Source organism: Mesorhizobium sanjuanii, from assembly GCF_002529485.1.
In the GTDB taxonomy this organism is placed as follows: Bacteria; Pseudomonadota; Alphaproteobacteria; order Rhizobiales; family Rhizobiaceae; genus Mesorhizobium; species Mesorhizobium sanjuanii.
This window is the reverse complement of sequence record NZ_NWQG01000161.1, coordinates 18,273-40,400: the sequence shown is the minus strand read 5'-3', so window position 1 is coordinate 40,400 and position 22,128 is coordinate 18,273. Positions and strand designations below refer to the sequence as shown.

Below are 22,128 nucleotides of genomic sequence, written 5' to 3'. Positions count from 1 at the left end.
AAACTCGCCATAGAGCCCATCCGCCGGCACCAAAGCGGGTGCCGCGCGCATCTGCCGCTCTGCGGCGATGCGGATCAACTGTCCGGCCATGTCGAGAAGTCGCCGTTTCAGCCGCGCCTTGCGCGACTGCCAGGCGCCGCCGCCGAGCTTGTCCAATGTCGCTTCGGCCGAATCCGAGCCGTAGCGCGACAGAAGCTCGATGTTTTCCACCGGCAGGAACAGCCGGTCGTCGCCGGCATAGTGGATTTCGAGGCAGTCATGCGGCGCGCCGACAGCTTCGATGGTGCGCAGGCCGATGAAGCGGCCGATGCCGTGATCGGTATGCACGACGATGTCGCCGGAGGACAGCGATGAAGCCTCGGCGATGAAGTCGGAAGCGCGCTTCTTGCGCTTCGAGCGCCGGATCAGCCGGTCGCCCAGAATGTCCTGCTCGGCGACGACGACCAGTTTTTCGGTCTCGAAACCGGATTCGAGCGGCAGCACGGCAAGGGCCGCCTGCCCCGGTTCCAGCTTTTCCGCCTCGGCCAGCGTGGCGACTGGCGTGAGGTTGCCAAGATGATGCTCGGCAAGGATCTGGCCGAGCCGGTCGAGCGAGCCTTCGGTCCAGCCGGCGATGACGACGCGGCGACGCGCGGCGCGCTCGTCGCCGATGTGCTTCACGACGACGTCGAAGACATTGATGCTGGGGTCGGCGCGCTCCTCGACGAAGCTGCGGCCATGCCGCGATCCGGCGTGGTAGACCTTCTTGGCGCCGGCATCCGGCGCATCGAAGGCGGTGAAGTCGATCGCTTCGCGCGGACCGAGCGAGGCGATCAGGTTCTCCGGCGAGAGAAAAAGCAGATCTGGCGGCACCGGCTTGTAGGGCACGGCGTCCTTCAGCGCGCCGTCGGCCTGTTTCCGGCGCGCCTCATAGTGATCGAGGATCAGCGTATGGCGTTCCGCCAGCGCCTCATGCGCCAGATGATCGAAGACGACAGGCGCATCCGGCAGATAGTCGAATACCGTCTCCAGCCGCTCGTAGAAGAAGGGCAGCCAGTGTTCCATGCCGGCAAAGCGCCGTCCCTCGCTGACCGCGGCGTAGAGCCCGTCGTCGCGTTGGGGCGCGCCGAAGGCTTCGATATAGGAGCGGCGGAAGCGGCTGATGGTCTCGGGCGTCAGCGCCACTTCGCTCATCGCCTGCAGCGCCATCGATTTGCGCTGGCCGGTGGTGCGTTGCGTGGCGGCATCGAAGACGCGGATCGATTCCAGCGTGTCCCCGAAGAAATCGAGCCGCAATGCTTCCGTCCAGCCGGGCGCGAACAGGTCAAGAATGCCGCCGCGAACCGCGAATTCACCGACGCCGCGCACGGTCGGCACCCGCTCGAAGCCCGAAGTCTCCAGCCGCGACACCAGCGCGTTCATGTCGATCTGGTTGCCCGGCCTGGCGTGGAAGGTCTGCGCTTCCACCAACTCCGCCGGCGGAATGCGCTGCAACAGCGCATTGGCGGTCGTCAGGATGACCGCGCGGTGCGGTTTCTTCGCCAGCGCAATCATCGCCGTCAATGCATCGAGCCGCCTGGCTGCGGCATCCGCGCCTGGAGAAACGCGGTCATAGGGCAAGCAGTCCCAGGCCGGCAATTCCAGCACCGGCAGGCCGGGCGCGGCAAAGGCCAGCGCTTCGGTGATCGCCGGCAGCCGCTGGCCATCGCGCGCCACGAACAGCACCGGCTTGTCCGGCGCGATCTCGTGCGCCGCCTGCACCAGTGCAAACGCTTCATAGCCATCGGCGACGCCGTCGACGATGAACTGGCCGGCGCGACCCTTGGGCAGGCCGATTGTGGGGATCAGGCTCATGGATTCAACGTTTTCAGAAATTCATTGCCCGGCGGGACGCCAGGATCTTTTGCAGGACGGCACAGTCGATGTCGGGTGGAACCGGGCGTTCGCCGGTGACCATGGGCAGGAATTCGGTGTCGGGAATGTCGAGGAGCCTCTCATATTGGTCGATTTCGTCGCCGGTCAAGGCGCCGATCTCGGCATCGGCGAAGCCACCGAGGATGAGGTCCATCTCGCGCATGCCACGATGCCAGGAGCGGAACAGAAGCTTGCGGCGACGAGCATCGAGCCCCTCGCTTGATCGTCTCGTTCCCGTCATGGTGCCGCATCCTTGCCTGTCGCGGCGCATATAGCGTGGATAGAGGACGGTGTCAGCCTTGCGCTGCGGCTGTCGCGACATAAGCTGACATCATGCGTCCTTCCATCCTCGATCCGTTGTTCGTCCCGATCACCTCGCTTGCCGGCGTCGGGCCGAAGGTAGGCGCGCTGATCGAGAAAGTGGTGGCCGCCGATCTTGGCGACCGCGCCGCGCGCGCCGGCGACCTCTTGTTCGTGCTGCCCAACACCGTCATCGACCGCCGCAACCGGCCGGGCATAGCGCTGGCGCCGGCGGGCGCCATCGTCACCCTCGATGTGCGCATCGACCGCCACCAGCCGCCGCCGCGCGGCAACAGGTCGGTGCCGTACCGGGTCTACGCTCATGATGACACCGGCGAGATCGCGCTGACCTTCTTCCATGCGCACGCCACCTACCTTGAAAAAGCAATGCCCGAAGGCGAGCATGTCGTGGTCTCCGGCCGCATGGAATGGTTCAACGGCCGCCCGACCATGGTCCATCCCGACCATATCGCGCTGGCCAATGACGCCGAAAACCTGCCGCTGGTCGAACCGGTCTATCCGCTGACTGCCGGTCTCTCCGGCAAGGTATTGCGCCGGGCGATCGGCCAGGCGCTCGGCCGTCTACCGGAGCTGCCGGAATGGCAGGATGAGGCGTTCATGCGCCGCCAGACTTTCCCAGCCTTCGGTGACGCACTCGCCCGCGTTCACTATCCGGCGGACCCGATCGATGTCGCCATCGAGGGGCCGGCGTGGCGGCGGCTTGCCTATGACGAGTTACTGGCCGGCCAGGTATCGCTGGCGCTGGTGCGGGCTAAAGTCCGCCGCCTGTCCGGCAGGCCGCTGATCGGCGACGGCCGCATCGTCGACAAGCTGCGCGCGGCCCTGCCCTATTCGCTGACTGCTAGCCAGGAATTCGCGCTCGCCGAGATCAACGCCGATCTCGCCGACCCCGAACGCATGCTGCGGCTTTTGCAGGGCGATGTCGGCTCCGGCAAGACGGTGGTGGCACTGCTTGCGATGGCGCGCGCCGTCGAGGCCGGCGGTCAGGCGGCCTTGATGGCGCCGACCGAAATCCTGGCGCGCCAGCATCTTGCAACGATCACACCTCTGGCTGAGCGCGCCGGTTTGCGCGTCGCCATCCTCACCGGTCGCGAAAAGGGCCGCGAACGCGCCGATACGCTGGCCGGCCTCGCCAGCGGCGAGATCGACATCGTCGTCGGCACCCATGCGCTGTTCCAGGAAACCGTGACCTTTCACGATCTCGTCTTCGCCGTCGTCGACGAACAGCACCGCTTCGGCGTCCATCAACGCCTTGCCATCACCGCCAAGGGCGACGCCCCCGACATGCTGGTGATGACGGCGACGCCGATCCCACGCACGCTGGTACTGACCGCCTTCGGCGACATGGATGTGTCGAAACTGACCGAAAAACCGGCCGGCCGCCAGCCGATCCGCACCGTCACCTTGCCGCTGGAACGGCTGGACGAACTCATCGGCCGCATGCTTGACGCCGTTGCCGACGGGCAGAAGATCTACTGGATCTGTCCGCTGGTCGAGGAATCCGAGGAAATCAAGCTGATGTCGGCGGAGGACCGCTTTGCGGCGCTGAAGCCGTTGTTCGGCGACCGGATCGGCCTCGTGCATGGCCGCATGAAGGGCGCTGACAAGGACGAGGCGATGCGCGCCTTCAAGCAGGGCGAAACACGCATCCTGATCGCCACCACGGTCATCGAGGTCGGCGTCGACGTGCCCGATGCGACGATCATGGTCATCGAACACGCCGAGCGTTTCGGGCTTGCCCAGTTGCACCAGCTGCGCGGCCGGGTCGGGCGCGGCGATATCAAGTCCTCCTGCGTGCTCCTCTATAAGGATCCGCTCGGCGAGACGGCAAAACGCCGGCTGTCCGTAATGCGCGAGACCGAGGACGGCTTCCGCATCGCCGAGGAGGACCTGAAACTGCGCGGCGAAGGCGAATTGCTGGGCACCCGCCAGTCCGGCACGCCGGGCTTCCAGGTGGCGCGCATCGAGGTGCATGCCGACCTGCTTGAAGCCGCCCGCGATGACGCGCGCCTGATCCTGTCGCGCGATCCGGAATTGCAATCCGAACGCGGCTCAGCCCTACGGCTGCTGCTTTATCTGTTCGGCCGTGACGAGGCGGTGCGGCTGCTGCGCGCCGGCTGATGTCCGGCACCGACAGATGGCCCGGCTCCGATTGGCGGATTGGCAAGCGGGCCTTCAATCCGCCCGCCGTTCAACGTCACCATCTTGGTCTTGACCTCCGGCGCCACCAACCCTGCCGAGACGATCAGCTTGGCGCCGTCCTCGATCGTCATGTCGAGCAGCACGATGTCGGATTTCGGCACATACATGAGGAAGCCGGTGGTCGGGTTCGGCGTGCAGGGCATGAATACGGCGACCAGCGGATCGCCCTCCTGGTCGAGCTTCTGGTTGATCTCTGTCTCCTTCTCGCTGGCGACGAAAACCAGCGACCAGACGCCCTTGCGTGGATATTCGACCAGGCCGACCTGCCGGAACATGTCGCCCTTGTTCGACAGCACGGTCTGGAAGATCTGCTTCAGCGAGCCGTAGATGCCGCGCACCAACGGCATGCGGCCGAGCAGGCGCTCGCCGAAATTGACGATGGCGCGGCCAACGATGTTTGCCGTCATGAAACCGATCAGGGTGATGAGGATCAAGGCGACGATCAGCCCGAAGCCGGGAACCGGAAACGGCAGATAGGTGTCGGGGCTGTAGCGCGCCGGAATATAGGGTTTCACCCAGGAATCGACCCAGCCGATGAAGGACCAGGCGATGTAGGCGGTGATCGCAAGCGGCGCGCAGACGATGAAGCCGGTCAGGAAATAGTTCCTCAACCGGGTCATGCCCGAGGTCTTGAGAGCATCCGACATAGTCCACCGCGCCGCGCACTGTTTGCAACGCAACACTAGTGAACCGGAAGACGCTTTGGAATTGCGAAGTTTTTAAACGACGCCCTATTCCACCGTCACCGATTTCGCCAGATTGCGCGGTTGGTCGACGTCCGTGCCCATGAACACGGCGGTGAAATAGGCGAGCATCTGGATCGGCAGCGCGTAGATGATCGGCGAGATGATTTCCGGCACGTCGGGCAGGATGATCGTCTCCATCGTCTTGACGCTGGATTGCGCGGCGCCCTTGCTGTCGGTGATCAGGATGATCTTGCCGCCGCGCGCCGCCACTTCCTGCATGTTCGAAACGGTCTTTTCGAAGATGCGGTCATGCGGGGCGATCACGATCACTGGCATGTTCTCGTCGATCAGCGCGATCGGCCCGTGCTTCAGCTCGCCCGCGGCATAGCCCTCCGCATGGATATAGGAGATTTCCTTGAGTTTCAGCGCGCCTTCCATGGCCAGCGGAAAATTGGTGTCGCGGCCGAGATAGAGCACATCGCTGTAGCGTGACAGTTCGCGCGAAATCTGTTCGATCTGCCCGTCGAGCTTCAGCACCTGGTTGGCATAGCGCGGCGCCTCGGACAGTTCGCGCACCAGCTTCTTTTCCTGTTCGCGCGAAAGCGTTCCGCGCGCCGCCCCGGCCCGCACGGCAAGCGAGGCCAGCACCGATAACTGACAGGTGAAGGCCTTGGTCGAGGCGACGCCGATCTCCGGTCCGGCCAGCGTCGGCAAGATAACGTCGGATTCGCGCGCCATCGTCGATTCGCGCACATTGACGACCGCGCCGATCTTCATCCCGGCCTTGCGGCAATAGCGCAGCGAGGCCAGCGTGTCGGCGGTCTCACCCGATTGCGAGATGAAAAAGGCGGCGTCGTTCTTCGACAGCGGCATTTCGCGGTAGCGGAATTCCGAGGCCACATCGATGTCGACCGGCAGCCGCGCATAACGCTCGAACCAGTATTTGCTGATCAGGCCGGCCAGATAGGCGGTGCCGCAGGCCGAAATCGCCAGCCGGTCGATCTTGGCAAAGTCAAAAGGCAGGTCGAGCGGCTTCGAGACGCCACCGACGAAATCGACATAATGCGCCAGCGTGTGCGAGATGACTTCGGGCTGCTCATGGATTTCCTTTTCCATGAAATGGCGCCGGTTGCCCTTGTCGACCATGAAGGACGTGCTGAGCGACTGCTGGCGCTTGCGGTCGACCTTGTTGCCCTCCATGTCGAAGATGGCAATCTCGTTGCGGCGCACCACCGCCCAGTCGCCATCCTCCAGATAGGTGATCGAATTGGTGAACGGGGCAAGCGCGATGGCGTCGGAGCCGAGGTACATCTCGCCATCGCCATGGCCGACTGCCAGCGGCGGACCGTTGCGCGCGCCAACGATCAGGTCCTCGTCGCCTTTGAACATGATCGCCAGCGCGAAGGCGCCTTCCAGCCGCTTCAGCGCCTGGTGCGCGGCCTCGACTGGCTTCAAGCCCTTTGCCAGTTCGCGCGCCACCAGGTGCGCGACGACCTCGGTGTCGGTTTGCGAGGAAAATGTGTAGCCGTCACGCATCAGTTCGTCGCGCAATTCGGCGAAATTCTCGATGATGCCGTTGTGAACGATGGCGACTCCGTCTGAAAAATGCGGATGCGCGTTGGTTTCGTTCGGCACGCCATGCGTCGCCCAGCGCGTGTGGCCGATGCCGATCGTGCCGTCGAGCGGTTCTTCCTTCAGCCGGCGCTCGAGATTGATCAGCTTGCCTTCGGCGCGGCGGCGTCCGAGCCGGCCATGCTCGACGGTGGCGACGCCGGCCGAATCATAGCCGCGATATTCCAGCCGTTTCAACGCATCGACGATGAGCGGCGCCACCGGCGAATGACCGACAATTCCAACGATACCGCACATTGCCGTTTGCCCCCCGATTGCCCGCGGAAACCCAGCGCTATTTAGGGATCGCCGGGCTACCTCGAAAATCACATTGCGTTTCGTCCCGTATCAGCCGGAACTGTTCTTGTACAAATGCACCATGACACGGCGCCCTTGCAATCCGGTTACCGCGATCTCTCGGTTTCTCCGTGTCCTACCCTATCTGCCTCGGCAGTTCCTGAAATCCGTCAAAGACATGACGCGATCCACGGACGAATAATCGGCGTGATAGTACCTCAACGAGGCGGTTTCGGCGAAACTGAACTGTCACGAATGTCCCCGAGGCTAGCCTTTTTTGCGGGCCGCCGCGGCCGAGGCAAAACGCTCGCGCAATTCCTTGCCCTTGCCGGCCAGCGACCTCTGGCGGGCGCGGCCGAAGGCCAGCGCGTCCTCGGCCACGTCTTCGGTGATCACGCTGCCCGAGGCGATGTAGCCGCCCTTGCCGATCGTGACCGGCGCCACCAGCGAGGAGTTCGAGCCGATGAAGGCCCCTTCGCCGATATCGGTGAAGAATTTCGAATAGCCGTCATAGTTGCAGGTGATGGTGCCGGCGCCGATATTGGCGCCGGCGCCGATGCGGGCATCGCCGATATAGGTCAGGTGATTGACCTTGGCACCCTCCTCGATAACAGCCTGCTTGACCTCGCAGAAATTGCCGACCTTGGCCTTTTGCCTCAGGTCGGCGCCGGGCCGCAGCCGGGCGAACGGACCGACATCGCAATTCGAGGCGATCGTAGCGCCTTCGATATGGCTGAAGGCATGGATCTTCGCACCCGTGGCGATCGTCACCCCCGGCCCGAACCAGACATTGGGCTCGACGACCGTATCGGCGCCGATTTCGGTGTCGTGCGAGAAGAACACGGTTTCCGGCGCAATCAGCGTGACGCCCGACAGCATCGCCTCGCGACGCCGACGCGTCTGCCAGATACCTTCGGCTTGCGCCAGTTCGGCGCGGTTGTTGATGCCGAGCGCATTCTCGAAACTGGCCTGCGAGGCAACGACTTCAAGGTCCTGCGCGGCGGCGATCTCGACAATGTCGGTAAGATAATATTCGCCCTTGGCGTTGTGGTGGCCGACGGCCTCTAGCAGCTTCAGCGCCTGCTTGCCGGCGATCGCCATCATCCCGGCATTGCAGAAGGTGATCTTCTTCTCCTCGTCGGTGCAATCCTTCTCCTCGCGGATGGCCATGAGCTTGCCGGCCTTTTCGATCAGGCGGCCATAGCCGGCAGGGCTGGGCGGGCGGAAGCCGATGACGACCACGGCGGCGCCTTTTGCCAGCTTCAGGCGCGCGGCGATCAGTACCGCCGGATCGATCAGCGGCGTATCACCAAACATGACGAGAATATCGTCGTAACCTCTTGATATCGCATCGCGAGCCGCAAGCACCGCATGTGCCGTACCGAGCCGTTTCTCCTGCACGAAGCACTCGGCCTTCGGCGCGAATTTCTGCGCCGCCTTGCGCATTTCCTCCGCCCCGTGGCCGATGACCAGCGCCTGATCGCCGGCGCCGGCAGCCTCGGCCGCCTTCACGACATGGGCGACCATCGGCAGGCCTGCGATTTTATGGAGCACCTTGGGCAGCGCACTCTTCATGCGCGTCCCTTCGCCGGCGGCAAGGATGACGGACAGGCAGGATCTCTGGCTCATGGAAGGACAACCGTATGAAAGGGATCAGGAATCGGGACTATCTAGCATTGGCGCCATGCTGCACCAATGCGGTTAAATTCCGGTGAGATGGTCGAGCAACTGACTTTTAACCAGTAGGTCTAAAGGTCAATCCAACGCGCTGGCAAGGGCCTGCATCTGGGCGACCTACCCCAACTGCCCCAGCACCGGGAAATTCTCCAGCAACCAGTAGGACGCGGCCTGGACGCCACCGGTGAGGAAAAAGATACCGGCGACGACCAGCAGCGCGCCGATGGCCCTCTCGACACGGCCGAGATGGACGCGGAACTTTCCGAGGAAGCGCATGAAAGCGCCGGAAAACAGCGCCGCGATCAGGAACGGTATGCCGAGGCCGAGCGAATAGGCGGCAAGCAGAGCCGCGCCCTCGCCCACAGTCTCGCGGCCGCCGGCCAGCGTCAGGATCGGCCCCAGCACCGGTCCGATGCAAGGCGTCCAGCCGAAGGCGAAGGCCAGCCCCATGACATAGGCGGCAACGACACTGGCCGGCTTGCCCTGCGACTGGAAACGCGCCTCCCGCGACAAGAGCGGGATGCGCAATATGCCGAGGAAATTCAACCCCATCAGGATGATGAGCACGCCGGCGGCCATCGCCAGCGGTTCCTGCCAGACACGCAGCCAATGGCCGATGGTCGAGGCGCCGGCGCCAAGCGAGACGAAGACGGTGGAAAAGCCGAGCACGAAGGCGATCGAGGAGAAAAGCAGCGCGCCTCGCGTGCCTTCGCGCGCCGTCAGGCCGGTCTCGCCACGGAAATCGTCGACAGAGACGCCGGCCATATAGCAGAGATAGGGCGGCACCAGCGGCAACACGCAAGGCGACAGGAACGAGATCGCCCCCGCCCCGATCGCGCTGACATAGCCGATGTCCAGTGCCACTTCAGTCTCCCTGTGTTTGCGCCGCCTGTATTTCCGCCGCTTGTGTTTGCGCTGCCATATAGCCGCGACCGCGTCGGTCCGCCAATCACCATCGCGTGGCAAGTCGTCGCCTTGCCGCCAAAGACCTGGCCAACAGAATTGCGGGAAGAAAGCTCGGGCAGGCAGCGTTGACTGGCGAGAGGCCGCGATTTCCCGCGCGTTTCTTTGAATTACCCGAGGAGATTCCCATGAAAACGATCACAGTCGGGCTGGCGGTGCTTTTGCTCGCCACCGCCGCGTCCCATGCCGCCGAAGCTTGGAAGGAAGCCGACGTCGGAGGCGCCAAGATCTATACCGACGCCAACGGCATGACACTCTACACCTATGACAAGGACGAGAAGGGCAAGTCGAACTGCTACGACAAATGCGCCACCAACTGGCCGCCGCTCAAGGCGGAGGCCGACGCCAAGGCCGAGGGCGAATGGACAGTCGTCGACCGCACCGACGGAACCAAGATGTGGGCCTATGACGGCAAGCCCCTCTATACGTTCATCAAGGACAAGAAGGCCGGCGATGTCACCGGAGACGGCGTCGGCGACGTCTGGCATATCGCCAAGGCCGACTAGAGGCCTCAATGCGGCTTCCCGCCCGCTGGCGGGACATGCCGGTCGCCGGGCATCACCATGCAGCCGGCGGCCGGCTTCTGTTTGTGGACCGTGTCGCCCGTCCCCCGGCGCGGCATTCCGGCCGGTTCTTCCTCGACTCGCTGGGAATTCCAGGTCGTTTCGGCGACCGGGGCGGCGCCATCGCCACCAGCCGGAATTCTGTGATTTCCATCATACACTCTAAGAGTGTATTACCGCGGGCATCCCCGCATTTTGACGGCTTGCCCTTGACCGGATGCAAAAGCGCGGCCATGTGAGCGACAAATTATGCGAGATTTCGTCGCGCGCAGCGGAATTCTTCTGCCGCATCACAACTGATATGAGACCTCATGGACGTCGTCGTCGTCGAATCGCCGGCCAAGGCGAAGACAATCAACAAGTACCTCGGCAAGAACTACAAGGTTCTGGCCTCGTTCGGTCATGTCCGCGATCTTCCGGCCAAGGACGGCTCGGTGCGCCCGGATGAGGACTTTGCCATGTCCTGGGCCGTCGACACCGCCTCGGGCAAGCGCCTGGCCGACATCGCCAAGGCGGTCAAGGACGCCGATGGCCTGATCCTGGCCACCGACCCGGATCGCGAGGGCGAGGCCATCTCCTGGCATGTTCTGGAAGTGCTGAAGCAGAAGCGCGCGCTCAAGGACAAGCCGGTCAGCCGTGTCGTCTTCAACGCCATCACCAAATCGTCGGTGCTGGAGGCGATGGCCAACCCGCGCCAGATCGACGCGCCGCTGGTCGATGCCTATCTCGCCCGTCGCGCGCTCGACTATCTCGTCGGCTTCACGCTGTCGCCCGTTCTGTGGCGCAAGCTGCCGGGCGCACGCTCGGCCGGGCGCGTCCAGTCCGTAGCGTTGCGTCTGGTCAGCGATCGCGAATCGGAGATCGAGCGCTTCATCCGCGAGGAATATTGGCAGATCGCCGCCATCCTCGGCACGCCGCGCAACGAGAGTTTCGAGGCGCGGCTGACTGCTTTCGAGCGCAAGAAGCTGCAAAAACTCGACATCGCCAACAAGGAGCAGGCCGACGACATCAAGGCGATGCTGGAAGGCGCCGTCTTCAAGGCACTCTCCGTCGAAGCCAAGCCGACCAAGCGCAATCCCGGTCCGCCTTTCACCACCTCGACACTGCAGCAGGCCGCCTCCTCGCGCCTTGGCTTTTCGGCCACCCGCACCATGCAGGTGGCGCAACGGCTCTATGAAGGCATGGACATCGGCGGCGAGACGGCAGGCCTGATCACCTATATGCGAACCGACGGCGTGCAAATGGCGCCGGAGGCGATCGACGCCGCCCGCGACGCGATCGCCAAGGAATTTGGCCCCAAATACCTGCCCGAAAAGCCGCGTCTTTACACGACCAAGGCCAAGAACGCCCAGGAAGCGCACGAAGCGATCCGCCCGACCGATTTCATGCGCACGCCGGCTTCGGTCAGGCAATATCTCGATGCCGACCAGGCGCGGCTCTACGAAATGATCTGGAAACGCGCCATCGCCAGCCAGATGCAGCCGGCCGAGATCGAGCGCACCACGGTCGAAATCGAGGCGGTCAACGGCGCCCGCACCGCCGAACTCCGTGCCGTCGGCTCCGTCGTCCGCTTCGACGGCTTCATTGCCGCCTACACCGACCAGAAGGACGAGGATGCGGAAGACGAGGAAAACCGCCGCCTGCCCGAGATCCGCGCCGGCGAAAAGCTTGACCGCGAGGCGATCAACGCCACCCAGCACACCACCGAGCCGCCGCCGCGCTATTCCGAGGCGTCGCTGATCAAGAAGCTGGAAGAGCTCGGTATTGGCCGTCCCTCGACCTATACGGCGATCTTGAAGACGCTCGAGGACCGCGACTATGTCACCATCGACAAGCGCAGGCTGGTGCCGCAGGCCAAGGGCCGGCTGCTGTCGGCCTTCCTCGAGAGCTTCTTCGAGCGCTATGTCGAGTATGACTTCACCGCATCGCTCGAGGAAAAGCTCGACGAGATTTCCGACGGCAAGCTCGCCTGGAAGGACGTGCTGCGCGACTTCTGGAAGGATTTTTCCGGCGCTGTCGCCGACATCAAGGAGTTGCGCGTCACCGACGTCCTCGATGCCTTGAACGAGGAACTGGCGCCGCTGGTGTTTCCGGCGCGGGAAGACGGTTCGAACCCCCGCATCTGCCCGAAATGCGGCACCGGCAACCTCTCGCTGAAGCTCGGCAAGTTCGGCGCCTTCGTCGGCTGCTCGAACTATCCCGAATGCTCGTTTACCCGTCAGCTTGGCGATGCCGCCAATCCCAATGGCGAGAATGGCAATGGCGAGGACGGCACCAAGGTGCTCGGCAAGGATCCGTATACGGCCGAGGAAATCACGCTGCGCAGCGGCCGTTTCGGCCCCTATATCCAGCGCGGCGATGGCAAGGAAGCCAAGCGCTCCAGCCTGCCCAAGGGTTGGACGGTCGAATCCATCGACCACGAAAAGGCGCTTGCCCTGCTAGCGCTGCCGCGCGATGTCGGCAAGCATCCGGAGAGCGGCAAGATGATCTCCGCTGGTCTGGGACGCTACGGCCCCTTCGTGCTGCATGACGGCACCTATGCCAATCTCGAAGGCATCGATGAGGTGTTCTCGATCGGCCTGAACCGCGCCGTGTCGGTGATCGCCGAGAAGCAGTTGAAAGGCCCGGGCGGCCGCAACGGTGGCACGCCCGCCGCCTTGAAAGACCTTGGCGACCATCCCGACGGCGGTGGCAAGATCGTCGTGCGCGACGGCAAATACGGGCCTTACGTGAACTTCGGCAAGGTCAATGCCACCTTGCCCAAGGGCAAGGATCCGCAGTCGGTGACCATCGAGGATGCGCTGGCGCTGATTGCCGAGAAGGAAGCCAAGGGCGGCGGCAAGAAGCCATTCCGCCGCGCGGCCGCATCGGCTGGCAAGCCGGCAGCGGCCAAGAAGACGGCCGCCAAGAAGCCGGCCGCCAGGAAAAAAGGATAGGACGGCGTGGCGCGCGGGATCTCCGGACGAAGCCACGGCGATCCGCGCACCGCCGACACACGCGCCAAGGTCAAGGACGACTACCGGCCGTCGCGCGATGAGATCTTGCGCTACATCGCCGAAAATCCGGATCGTTCCGGTAAACGCGACATCGCCAAGGCCTTTGCGCTGCGCGGCGAGGACCGTATCTGGCTGAAGGACATGCTTCGCGACCTGCAGGACGAGGGCCTGCTGACCAGGGAGCGCAAGCGGCTCGCCCGCGTCGGCGCCCTGCCCCACGTCGCCGTGCTCGACATTTTTGGCCGCGACGGCGACGGCGCGCTGTTGGCGCGCCCGACCGAAGCCCTGGGTAGCGGCGAGCCTCCCATCGTTGCCATCCGCGTGTCGCGCGGCGGCCCGGCGCCGGGCATCGGCGACCGCGTATTGGCCAAGACCTTCCCGGCCGACGATGCGGGTGCCGCCCCGGGCGGCCCCGCCTATACCGGGCGGGTGATGAAGATCTTCGAAAAGCGCACCGAGGCCGTTCTCGGCGTCTTTCGCGTGCTGAAGGACGGTACTTTCCGCATCGAGCCGGTGGAACGGCGCCAGCCCGAACTGATCGTCGACAAGGAATTCCAGAACGGCGCGAAGAATGGCGACCTGGTCGAAGTCGAGCCGGCACGGGCCTCCCGCTACGGTTTGCCCCGCGCCAAGGTGCTGACGGTGCTGGGGTCGTTGACCAGCGAGAAGGCGGTCTCGATGATCGCCATCCATGCGCACGACATTCCGCACATTTTTCCGGCGGACGTCATCGCCGAGGCCGAGGCGGTCAAGCCTGCGACGCTGGCCGGCCGCGAGGACTGGCGCGACCTGCCGCTGGTCACCATTGATCCGGCCGACGCCAAGGATCATGACGACGCGGTTTTTGCTACACCCGATCTTGACGAGAAGAACCCAGGCGGCGTGATCGCGACGGTCGCGATTGCCGATGTCGCCGCCTATATCCGTTACGGCACGGCGCTCGACCGCGAGGCGCTCAAGCGCGGCAATTCGGTCTATTTCCCGGATCGCGTCGTGCCGATGCTGCCCGAGCGCATCTCCAACGATCTGTGTTCGCTGCGCGAAGGCCAGGACCGCCCGGCGCTGGCCGTGCGCATGACTTTCTCCGCTGATGGTCACAAGCTCAGGCATTCGTTCCACCGCGTCATGATGAAATCGGTGGCCAAGCTCGCCTACCCGCAGGCGCAGGCCGCCATCGATGGCGCGCCCGACGACAAGACCGGCCCGATCCTCGACACCGTGCTGAAGCCGTTATGGGATGCCTACGCCATACTCAAGCGTGGCCGCGATACACGCCAACCGTTGGAACTTGACCTGCCGGAGCGCAAGATCCTGCTCAAGCAGGACGGCACCGTCGACCGCGTCGTCGTGCCAGAGCGGCTCGACGCCCACAGGCTGATCGAGGAATTCATGATCCAGGCCAATGTCGCGGCCGCCGAAACGCTGGAGGCGAAGCGGCAGGCGCTGGTCTACCGCATCCACGACGCGCCCTCGCTCGCCAAACAGGAATCGCTGCGCGAGTTCCTGCAGACGCTCGGTCTGTCGCTGGCGCGCGGCGCGCAGATGCGGCCAGCCCAGTTCAACGGCATTCTGGAGCGCGTCAGCGGTGCCGACAACGAAGGGCTGGTCAACGAAGTGGTGCTGCGCTCGCAAAGCCAGGCCGAATACTCGCCCAAGAATATCGGCCATTTCGGCCTCAACCTGAAACGCTATGCGCATTTCACCTCGCCGATCCGCCGCTATGCCGACTTGATCGTGCATCGCGGGCTGATTGCCGCGCTCGGCTTCGGTGCGGGCGGGCTGACGCAGAATGAGGCGGAACGGCTGGAAGAGGTTTCGGTGCTGATTTCCGGTACCGAGCGGCGCGCCATGGCCGCCGAGCGCGACACGGTCGACCGGCTCATCGCCGCCTATCTCGCCGAGCGCGTCGGCGACCGTTTCGACGCGCGCATCTCCGGCGTCACCAAATCGGGACTATTTGTCCAATTGCCGCAGTTTGGCGCGGATGGTTTCATCCCGGTGTCAAGTCTGGACGGCGATTACTATATATACGATGAAACTGCCCGATCGCTTTTCGGAGAACGTACCGGCAAGGGCTACCAGCTTGCCGACCGCGTCGAGGTTCGCCTGGTCGAGGTGGCGCCCATGGCAGGCGCGATGCGTTTCGAGATGCTGACCGACCCAAAGCCGCTGCCCGGCTCCAAAAGGTCGTTTCACAAGGCCAAGGGCCGCGCCCGGGCGTCGCAATCGCGTCCAGGCCCGCGCGGCAGGAGACGGTAATGGCAAAAGAACTGGGAATGGAACCGCAGGTTTTCGGCGGCGAACATCACTCGGGCCGGGCAGCCCGACCGCTATGGACGGCGATGAAGCGTGGCCTGCTCGGCCGCTGCCCGCATTGCGGCGAGGGCAAGCTGTTTCGCGCCTTCACCAAGACCGTCGACAAATGCGACGTCTGTGGCGAAGAGCTTCATCACCACCGCGCTGACGACCTGCCCGCCTATCTGGTGATCGTCATCGTCGGCCACATCGTGCTCGGCGCCTTCATGGGTGTCGAGGCGACCTCTACCCTCTCCACCTGGCAACATATCGCCATCTGGGTGCCGCTGACCATTCTCCTGGCGGTCGCGCTGCTGCAGCCGGTCAAGGGCGCTGTCATCGGCCTGCAATGGGCACTCTATATGCACGGCTTCGGTGGCGAAGAGGACAGGATCGAATCTCATCCCGAGGCTTGAAACAAAGACTGGCGCAATCGGCGATGGCTGAACGCCACTTTCGCATGGCAGAAGATTCCGCTAGGTCGTGCGCATGGATGGTATGACCAAGGCGCACATCGACAAGGTTGAGCGGAGTGCGGTTGTACTTGGCACAAGGCCAATTCGTCCGCGTGATGCCGCGACGCTGATCCTGCTCGACCGCAAAGGCGACGATCTCGTGGTGCTGATGGGCCGGCGTCACGCCCGTCACGCCTTCATGCCGGGGAAGTTCGTCTTTCCCGGTGGCCGCACCGATCCGGCCGACAGCCATATTCCCGTCGCCACCGCCCTTCACCCCAAGGATGAAGCGAGCCTCATTGCCGGCCTCGGCCGCACCAGCCCGGCTCGCGCCCGCGCCATCGCGCTTTCGGCGATCCGCGAGACCTATGAGGAGGCTGGCTTGCTTGTCGGCCAGAAAGGCGCTTTGGCGACGACCAGGCGTGACTGGCAGGGTTTTGTCGAGCACGGCGTAAGACCCTCGCTGGACGCACTGCGTTTCATTGCACGCGCCATCACGCCGCCGAACCGGGTGCGCCGCTTCGATACGCGCTTTTTCAGCGCCTGGCGCAGCGATGTCGCCGTCGAGCTGCCTGATGGCGGCCCGACCAACGAGCTGGAGGAACTGGTCTGGCTGCCGCTTGCCAAAGCCAGGGAGGCCGATGTTCCAGACATCACGCGGACGGTGCTGGAGGAACTGGAGCGTCGGCTCGCCGATGACCCGCTCCTGCTTCCTGGCGGTTCCGTGCCGTTCTACCGGTCTGTCCGCAATCGCTTTGTCCGCGAAATCCTGTAGCATAGAGCATCCGCATCCCATGACGGTCGATACCCAGCAAAAGGGCGAGGAACGCGTACACTGGTTGCCGATGGTCGCGGCGATCTCGTCGATCAGCGTCGTCGGCATCGCCATCGGCCTCGGCATGCCGCTGCTCAGCGTCATCCTGGAATCGCGCGGTCATTCGGCGTCGATGATCGGCCTCAACACCGCGGTCGCCGGCCTGGCCTCGATCGCCGGCGCGCCGCTTGCCACCCCGCTTGCCATGCGGTTCGGCGTCGCCTGGACCATGATTGCCATGATTGCCGCCGGTGCGCTGGCGTTCATCGGCTTCCATTTCGCGCCGGATTTCTGGATGTGGTTTCCGCTGCGCATCGTGCTGCATATCGCCTTGACGGTGCTGTTCATCCTGTCGGAATTCTGGATCAGCACATCGGCGCCGCCGCACCGGCGTGGTCTTGTGCTCGGCATTTACGCCACCGTCCTGTCGCTCGGCTTTGCCGCCGGACCATGGCTGTTCGCCCATCTCGGCAGCTCCGGCTTCAGGCCCTTCGGCGTCATCATCGGCTTGGTGACGCTGGCCGCAATACCGGTGCTCGCCGCACGCAACGAGAGCCCGACAATCGTCTCCGACGGCGAAACCAGCAATTTCCTGCGCTACATCTGGCTGGTGCCGACGGCGACTGCGGCCGTACTGGTGTTCGGCGCCGTCGAGACCGGCGGCTTTGCTCTGTTCCCGATCTACGGCAGCCGCATCGGCTATTCAGAAGCCGATGCCGCGCTGCTCCTGACCATGATCGGTCTCGGCAATGTGTTGCTGCAGATACCCATCGGCATGATCAGCGACCGCGTCAGCGACCGCCGCTATCTGCTGCTCGCCTGCGCCACCGTCGGCCTCGCCGGCACCGTCTTCATGCCGTTCTTTGCCCAGAATTGGCACCTGATGGCCGCACTTCTGTTCGTCTGGGGCGGCGTCGTCGCGGCCATGTACACGATCGGCCTTGCGCATCTCGGCTCGCAGCTTTCCGGCCACGAACTGGCTTCGGCCAACGCCGCCTTCGTGCTGTGCTACGGCGTCGGCATGGTGCTTGGTCCGCAAGCGATCGGCATCGGCATGGATGCGTTCGGCCCGTCCGGCTTCGGCTGGTCGCTCGGCCTGTTCTTCGCCTCCTATATCGCTCTGGTCGCCTTCAGGCTCGTGCGGAAAATCCTGTAGCGCGACGCCGTCGCCAATCCCCTTCTTCGCGGCATCCTGCGGCAGGCTGCTGACATCACCGTGTCAGTAGCACCCCTGCTATATCAACGCTCCAAACCACCATCAGCAGGGAGATATCAGATGATCGACAGTGGTTTTGAAACGAAATCGGTGCGGATGGAATTGCTGCTGCTCGTCAGCTTTCAGGCGCCCGCCGCCGACGTCGACCGCATCATGGAAGCGGTGACCGCGATCACCCCGCTCGGCATGGGCAAGTATGACAGCAATGCCTTCCAGTCGGCGGGCGGCATCGAGCGCTACCGGCCACTCGAAGGTGCGGCCGCCGGCGCCGAGACGGTCTTGCGGGAGCGGCCGGGCACCGTCGAAGTGTCGTTCGAACTGGCTGACGACCAGCGGCTGGCCGAGCGCGTCGTCGAGGCGATTTACCAGGCGCACTCCTACCAGGAGCCGGTGATCCGCATTCAGCCGCTGCTTGCCAGCCGCTCGAAGGGCCTTGATGACCGCTCCAATCCGAACCGCTGGTGGAACACGACGGGCGATTGGAAGAAAGCGACTGCTTCGATCAAGGAAGACGCTTGAACCTCCAAGATACGCGCATTGGATGTGGCTGAGGTTCGCCCGGGCTTGACTTTCCGGGCATATTCTTTATGTGTCGCGCCAAGTTTCCCGCGTCTGGGCGTTTCCCCCGTGCTCCAGCGGCCAACCCCACGAACATTAATGGACTGATATCATGGCCAAAGCCGCAAACATCAAGATCAAGCTTCTGTCGACTGCCGACACCGGTTTCTTCTACGTAACCAGCAAGAACAGCCGCACCAAGACGGACAAGCTGTCATTCCGCAAATACGATCCGGTCGCCAAGAAGCACGTCGAATTCAAGGAAACCAAGATCAAGTAATCCGGTTTCCTTCGCATTACCGAAACGCCGCCTCAGGGCGGCGTTTTCGTTTGTTAAATCAGCCAGGGCTGCCGTTCGATCCCAACAGCGTGGCGCTGACCTTTCGAGGGAACGAACCGGTCCGCCCTGAGTTAATAAATCATGACGAACACCATGGAACCCACGATTGCGCGATGGCCAATGCCAGGGAACGCATCAACCGGACCGAGTTTGCGCTCGAACGCACAGAAGAAATGCTGGGCGAGAACATCGCGCTGCTTATCAGGATTCGCGGGCAACGGCGTCTGATCGAGGCTGCACACCGCTTAGTGACGATCGGCCCTCCAGCACTCTCTGCACGCCAAACTACCCACCGCTCATAGGCACCGAGTGAGGTCTTTCTATCCGACGCGGTTTCCGCTTGCCGGATCGAAGATATGCAGCGCCGCCGGTTCGGCTGACAGCCGCACCCTGTCGCCCGGCCTGATAGTGCTGCGCCCCATAACGAAGACGCAGAGCTGCTGGCCGGCCATTTGAACATAGAACTGGGTCGAGAGGCCAAGCGGCTCGACCACTTCGACCTCGGCCTCGAGCCCCCCGCCTTCGGCAAGCTGGATATGCTCCGGCCGCAGCCCGACGGTGATTGCGTCACCGTCCTGCAACGGCAGGCCATCCGGCAATCGGAGCTTCTGGCCATCGGCCAGCACGGCGTCGACCTTGCCGCCCTTGCTGACCGTCGCCGGCAGGAAATTCATGCCGGGCGAGCCGATGAAGCCGGCGACGAAGATGTTGGACGGCCGGTCGTAGAGTTCCAAGGGATGGCCGACCTGCTGGACGAAGCCGTCATGCATGACGACGATGCGGTCGGCCATGGTCATGGCTTCGATCTGGTCGTGGGTGACATAGACCGAGGTTGTCTTGAGCTGCTGGTGCAGCGCCTTGATCTCGGCGCGCATATGGACGCGCAGTTTGGCGTCGAGATTGGACAAAGGTTCGTCGAAAAGAAAAACCTTGGGGTCGCGCACGATGGCGCGGCCCATGGCGACGCGCTGGCGCTGGCCGCCGGAGAGCTGGCGCGGCAGGCGTTGCAGGAAGCTGTCGAGGCCGAGGCGCTTGGCGGCCGCACCCACCCTGGTGTCAATCGTCGTCTTCTCCGCCTTCTTCAGGAGCAGGCTGAAACCCATGTTCGACGACACGTCCATGTGCGGATAGAGTGCGTAGGACTGGAACACCATGGCGATGTCACGGTCCTTCGGCGCGATGTCGTTGACCAATCGCTCACCAATGCGGATCTCGCCGCCGGAAACCTCCTCCAGCCCGGCGATCATGCGCAAAAGGGTCGACTTGCCGCAACCGGACGGGCCGACCAGCACGACGAACTCGCCATCGGCGATTTCGAGGTCGACGCCGTGCAGGATGCGCAGTGAGCCATAATCCTTCTCGACATTTTGCAGCGTGACGGAAGCCATCGATTATCCTTTGACGGCACCGGCGGTGAGACCGGTGACGAGATAGCGTTGCAGGAAGGCGAAGAAGATGCAGACCGGGATCAGCGCCAGGATCGATGCCGCCATCATCTGCCCCCAGTCGACGGCGAACTTGCCGATAAAGGTGAGCAGGCCGACGGCGAAGGTCTTTTGAGCGTCGCTGGAGATCAGCATCAGGGCGAACAAAAGCTCGCTCCAGGCGGCGGTGAACACAAATCCGAGCGTCGCGCCCATACCGGGCAGCGTCAGCGGCACGATCACCTTGCGCATCGCCTGCGCGCGCGTGCAGCCGTCGATCATCGCCGCCTCTTCGAGGTCCCTGGGGATACCGTCAAAGAAGGACTGCATCAGGAAGGTGGCGAAGGCGGTGTTGAAGGCGGTGTAGATGATGATCAGCCCGACCAGACTGTTGGTCAGGCCAAGATCTCCCATGATGCGGTAGATCGGCGGGATGACCATCACCAGCGGGAAGGTCTGGGTGAGCAGGAGCAGGATGGCGAGCGTCGCCTTGCCGCGGAAGGTGAAGCGCGACATGGCATAGCCGGCAAGCGTGGCGATGATGGTGACGAAGGCTGCCGTCGTCACCGAGACGATGACGCTGTTCAGGAAATAGCGCGGAAAGTCGGAAGCTTCGAGAACCGTGACGAAATTCTGGAAGGTCGTCCGCGACGGCCACAAGGTGATGCCCTCGGAATAGAGCAGCCGTTCCGGCGTGACGGATATCTTCAGTGTCCAGAAGATCGGGAACAGCGCGAAGATCATGTAGGCGGCGATGGCGCTATAGAGTCCGATGCCACCCAGAAGTCGCGAGGAAGTGGAGCGTCCGGCAATCATCAGACGTGCCTCACCAGCGTGCGGCGGATGGCGATCAGCGCCACCGCATAGGCAATCAGCAGGACCAGCAGCAGCACCGCCACCGCCGAGGCATAGCCCTTGTCCAGCGACTTGAAGGCGCTGACATAGATGTAGACCGGCACTGTACTGGTCGAGCCGGCCGGCCCGCCCTCGGTCATGACGAAGATCAGGTCGGCGAAAGTGGCGATCCAGATCGTGCGCAGCATGACGGTGATGACGATGGTCGGCGCGAGGAAAGGTAGCGTCACCTTGGTGAAGCGCTGCCACGGCGAGGCGCCGTCGATGGCCGCCGCCTCATGCAGTTCCGACGGGATCGACTTCAGCGCCGCCAGCAGCGTGATGGCGAAGAACGGGATGCCGAACCAGATGTTGGCGATGATTGGCCCCCACATGGCGGTGGCGGGATCGGACAGGATATTGGTCGGCTCGGCCTTGAGCCCCAGCGCGTAAAGCCAGTGCGGCAACGGCCCGATGATCGGATTGAACAGCCAGGCCCAGGTGAGGCCCGACAGGAAGGACGGCACCGCCCAGGGCAGGAACACCACCGCCTGCACCACCTTGCGGCCAACGAACGGCTTGTCGAGCAGCAGTGCCAGGCCGAGACCGAGGAAGAACTGGAAGAACAGGCTGGCGACCGTCCACCACAGCGTGTTGACCAGCGCCTGCCCCAGCACCTGGTCCGAGAGCATGGCCTGATACTGGCCGAGGCCGACATATTCCGACTTGAAGGCGGAGAATTTGCGAAAGGAATAGCTGATGCCGATGATCAGCGGCACCAGCAGCACCACGACCAGAAGCACGATCGCCGGGCTGAGATAAAGCCAGGGCTCGATCGCGGCATGGGATAGCCGCTTCTTTCGCGGCCTGCCGGCGGATCGTATTTCGGACACGGCGTAAGTCATGCGGTGCTCGCGGTGGAGGGTGGGCGCCGGCGTCGGCGGCAGCGTCCTTCTCCCCGTTCACGGGGAGAAGATGCCGGC

Annotated in this window: 19 protein-coding genes; 10 read left to right on the top strand and 9 right to left on the bottom strand. The window is 63.7% G+C overall.

The genetic code is table 11. The features are described from left to right. Both CN311_RS22425 and CN311_RS22420 read right to left on the bottom strand, forming a co-directional pair. On the bottom strand, window positions 1-1,833 hold a 1,833-nt coding region (locus CN311_RS22425; protein ID WP_280954047.1), incomplete at its 3' end, for a CarD family transcriptional regulator. Window positions 1,834-1,846: 13 nt separating this feature from the next. Then, the gene (locus tag CN311_RS22420; RefSeq protein ID WP_097575888.1) at window positions 1,847-2,134 is read right to left on the bottom strand and encodes an FAD assembly factor SdhE; all 288 of its coding nucleotides are present in this window, start codon (window positions 2,132-2,134) and stop codon (window positions 1,847-1,849) included. Window positions 2,135-2,226: 92 nt separating this feature from the next. Between CN311_RS22420 and recG the strand changes: the two genes are divergently transcribed. After that, window positions 2,227-4,335, top strand: coding sequence for an ATP-dependent DNA helicase RecG (gene recG, locus CN311_RS22415; protein ID WP_097575886.1), 2,109 nt, complete (start codon window positions 2,227-2,229; stop codon window positions 4,333-4,335). Here the strand turns inward: recG and CN311_RS22410 are convergent. The 4 genes from CN311_RS22410 to CN311_RS22395 all read right to left on the bottom strand — a co-directional run bounded on the left by CN311_RS22410 (window position 4,287) and on the right by CN311_RS22395 (window position 9,551). Continuing rightward, window positions 4,287-5,063 carry a DUF502 domain-containing protein gene (locus CN311_RS22410; protein WP_097575885.1) on the bottom strand — a complete coding sequence of 259 codons (777 nt, stop codon included), beginning with the start codon at window positions 5,061-5,063 and terminating at the stop codon, window positions 4,287-4,289. The genes recG and CN311_RS22410 overlap by 49 nt on opposite strands. Window positions 5,064-5,147: 84 nt before the next feature. After that, window positions 5,148-6,971 (bottom strand): glutamine--fructose-6-phosphate transaminase (isomerizing), encoded by a 1,824-nt coding sequence (gene glmS / locus CN311_RS22405; protein WP_097575884.1) that lies wholly within the window; start codon window positions 6,969-6,971, stop codon window positions 5,148-5,150. Between the two features lie 306 nt (window positions 6,972-7,277). Next, window positions 7,278-8,639 carry a bifunctional UDP-N-acetylglucosamine diphosphorylase/glucosamine-1-phosphate N-acetyltransferase GlmU gene (glmU, locus tag CN311_RS22400; RefSeq protein ID WP_097575883.1) on the bottom strand — a complete coding sequence of 454 codons (1,362 nt, stop codon included), beginning with the start codon at window positions 8,637-8,639 and terminating at the stop codon, window positions 7,278-7,280. Between the two features lie 165 nt (window positions 8,640-8,804). Beyond that, the gene (locus tag CN311_RS22395) at window positions 8,805-9,551 is read right to left on the bottom strand and encodes a cytochrome c biogenesis CcdA family protein (protein WP_097575887.1); all 747 of its coding nucleotides are present in this window, start codon (window positions 9,549-9,551) and stop codon (window positions 8,805-8,807) included. Window positions 9,552-9,778: 227 nt separating this feature from the next. Between CN311_RS22395 and CN311_RS22390 the strand changes: the two genes are divergently transcribed. The 9 genes from CN311_RS22390 (at window position 9,779) to CN311_RS22345 (ending at window position 19,189) form a co-directional block, all read left to right on the top strand. Then, complete coding sequence (locus tag CN311_RS22390) at window positions 9,779-10,156, top strand: COG4315 family predicted lipoprotein (RefSeq protein ID WP_097575882.1); 378 nt, start codon at window positions 9,779-9,781, stop codon at window positions 10,154-10,156. Between the two features lie 368 nt (window positions 10,157-10,524). After that, complete coding sequence (topA, locus tag CN311_RS22380) at window positions 10,525-13,149, top strand: type I DNA topoisomerase (protein ID WP_097575880.1); 2,625 nt, start codon at window positions 10,525-10,527, stop codon at window positions 13,147-13,149. Between the two features lie 6 nt (window positions 13,150-13,155). Next, window positions 13,156-15,468, top strand: a complete 2,313-nt coding sequence (gene rnr / locus CN311_RS22375; RefSeq protein ID WP_097575879.1) for a ribonuclease R — start codon at window positions 13,156-13,158, stop codon at window positions 15,466-15,468. Further along, window positions 15,468-15,920 (top strand): DUF983 domain-containing protein, encoded by a 453-nt coding sequence (locus CN311_RS22370; RefSeq protein ID WP_097575878.1) that lies wholly within the window; start codon window positions 15,468-15,470, stop codon window positions 15,918-15,920. The genes rnr and CN311_RS22370 overlap by 1 nt, the downstream gene beginning before the upstream one ends. A 73-nt stretch (window positions 15,921-15,993) precedes the next feature. Further along, window positions 15,994-16,734 (top strand): NUDIX hydrolase, encoded by a 741-nt coding sequence (locus tag CN311_RS22365; protein ID WP_097575877.1) that lies wholly within the window; start codon window positions 15,994-15,996, stop codon window positions 16,732-16,734. A gap of 19 nt (window positions 16,735-16,753) precedes the next feature. Then, window positions 16,754-17,929, top strand: a complete 1,176-nt coding sequence (locus CN311_RS22360; protein ID WP_097575876.1) for an MFS transporter — start codon at window positions 16,754-16,756, stop codon at window positions 17,927-17,929. Window positions 17,930-18,049: 120 nt separating this feature from the next. Beyond that, window positions 18,050-18,508: a YqfO family protein gene (locus CN311_RS22355; RefSeq protein WP_097575875.1), complete on the top strand. Its 459-nt coding sequence runs from the start codon at window positions 18,050-18,052 to the stop codon at window positions 18,506-18,508. A gap of 151 nt (window positions 18,509-18,659) precedes the next feature. Beyond that, window positions 18,660-18,827 (top strand): 50S ribosomal protein L33, encoded by a 168-nt coding sequence (gene rpmG, locus CN311_RS22350; protein WP_006201775.1) that lies wholly within the window; start codon window positions 18,660-18,662, stop codon window positions 18,825-18,827. Window positions 18,828-19,000: 173 nt separating this feature from the next. Further along, a complete protein-coding gene (locus CN311_RS22345) occupies window positions 19,001-19,189 on the top strand; it encodes a hypothetical protein (protein ID WP_097575874.1) in 189 nt (62 codons plus the stop codon). 18 nt (window positions 19,190-19,207) lie between these two features. Here the strand turns inward: CN311_RS22345 and CN311_RS22340 are convergent, their stop codons facing one another. The 3 genes from CN311_RS22340 to CN311_RS22330 are packed head-to-tail and all read right to left on the bottom strand — an operon-like array spanning window position 19,208 to window position 22,050. Continuing rightward, a complete protein-coding gene (locus CN311_RS22340) occupies window positions 19,208-20,275 on the bottom strand; it encodes an ABC transporter ATP-binding protein (protein WP_097575873.1) in 1,068 nt (355 codons plus the stop codon). Between the two features lie 3 nt (window positions 20,276-20,278). After that, window positions 20,279-21,127 carry a carbohydrate ABC transporter permease gene (locus CN311_RS22335; RefSeq protein WP_097575872.1) on the bottom strand — a complete coding sequence of 283 codons (849 nt, stop codon included), beginning with the start codon at window positions 21,125-21,127 and terminating at the stop codon, window positions 20,279-20,281. After that, window positions 21,127-22,050: a carbohydrate ABC transporter permease gene (locus tag CN311_RS22330; protein ID WP_097575871.1), complete on the bottom strand. Its 924-nt coding sequence runs from the start codon at window positions 22,048-22,050 to the stop codon at window positions 21,127-21,129. The genes CN311_RS22335 and CN311_RS22330 overlap by 1 nt, the downstream gene beginning before the upstream one ends. Between the last annotated feature and the right edge of the window lie 78 nt (window positions 22,051-22,128).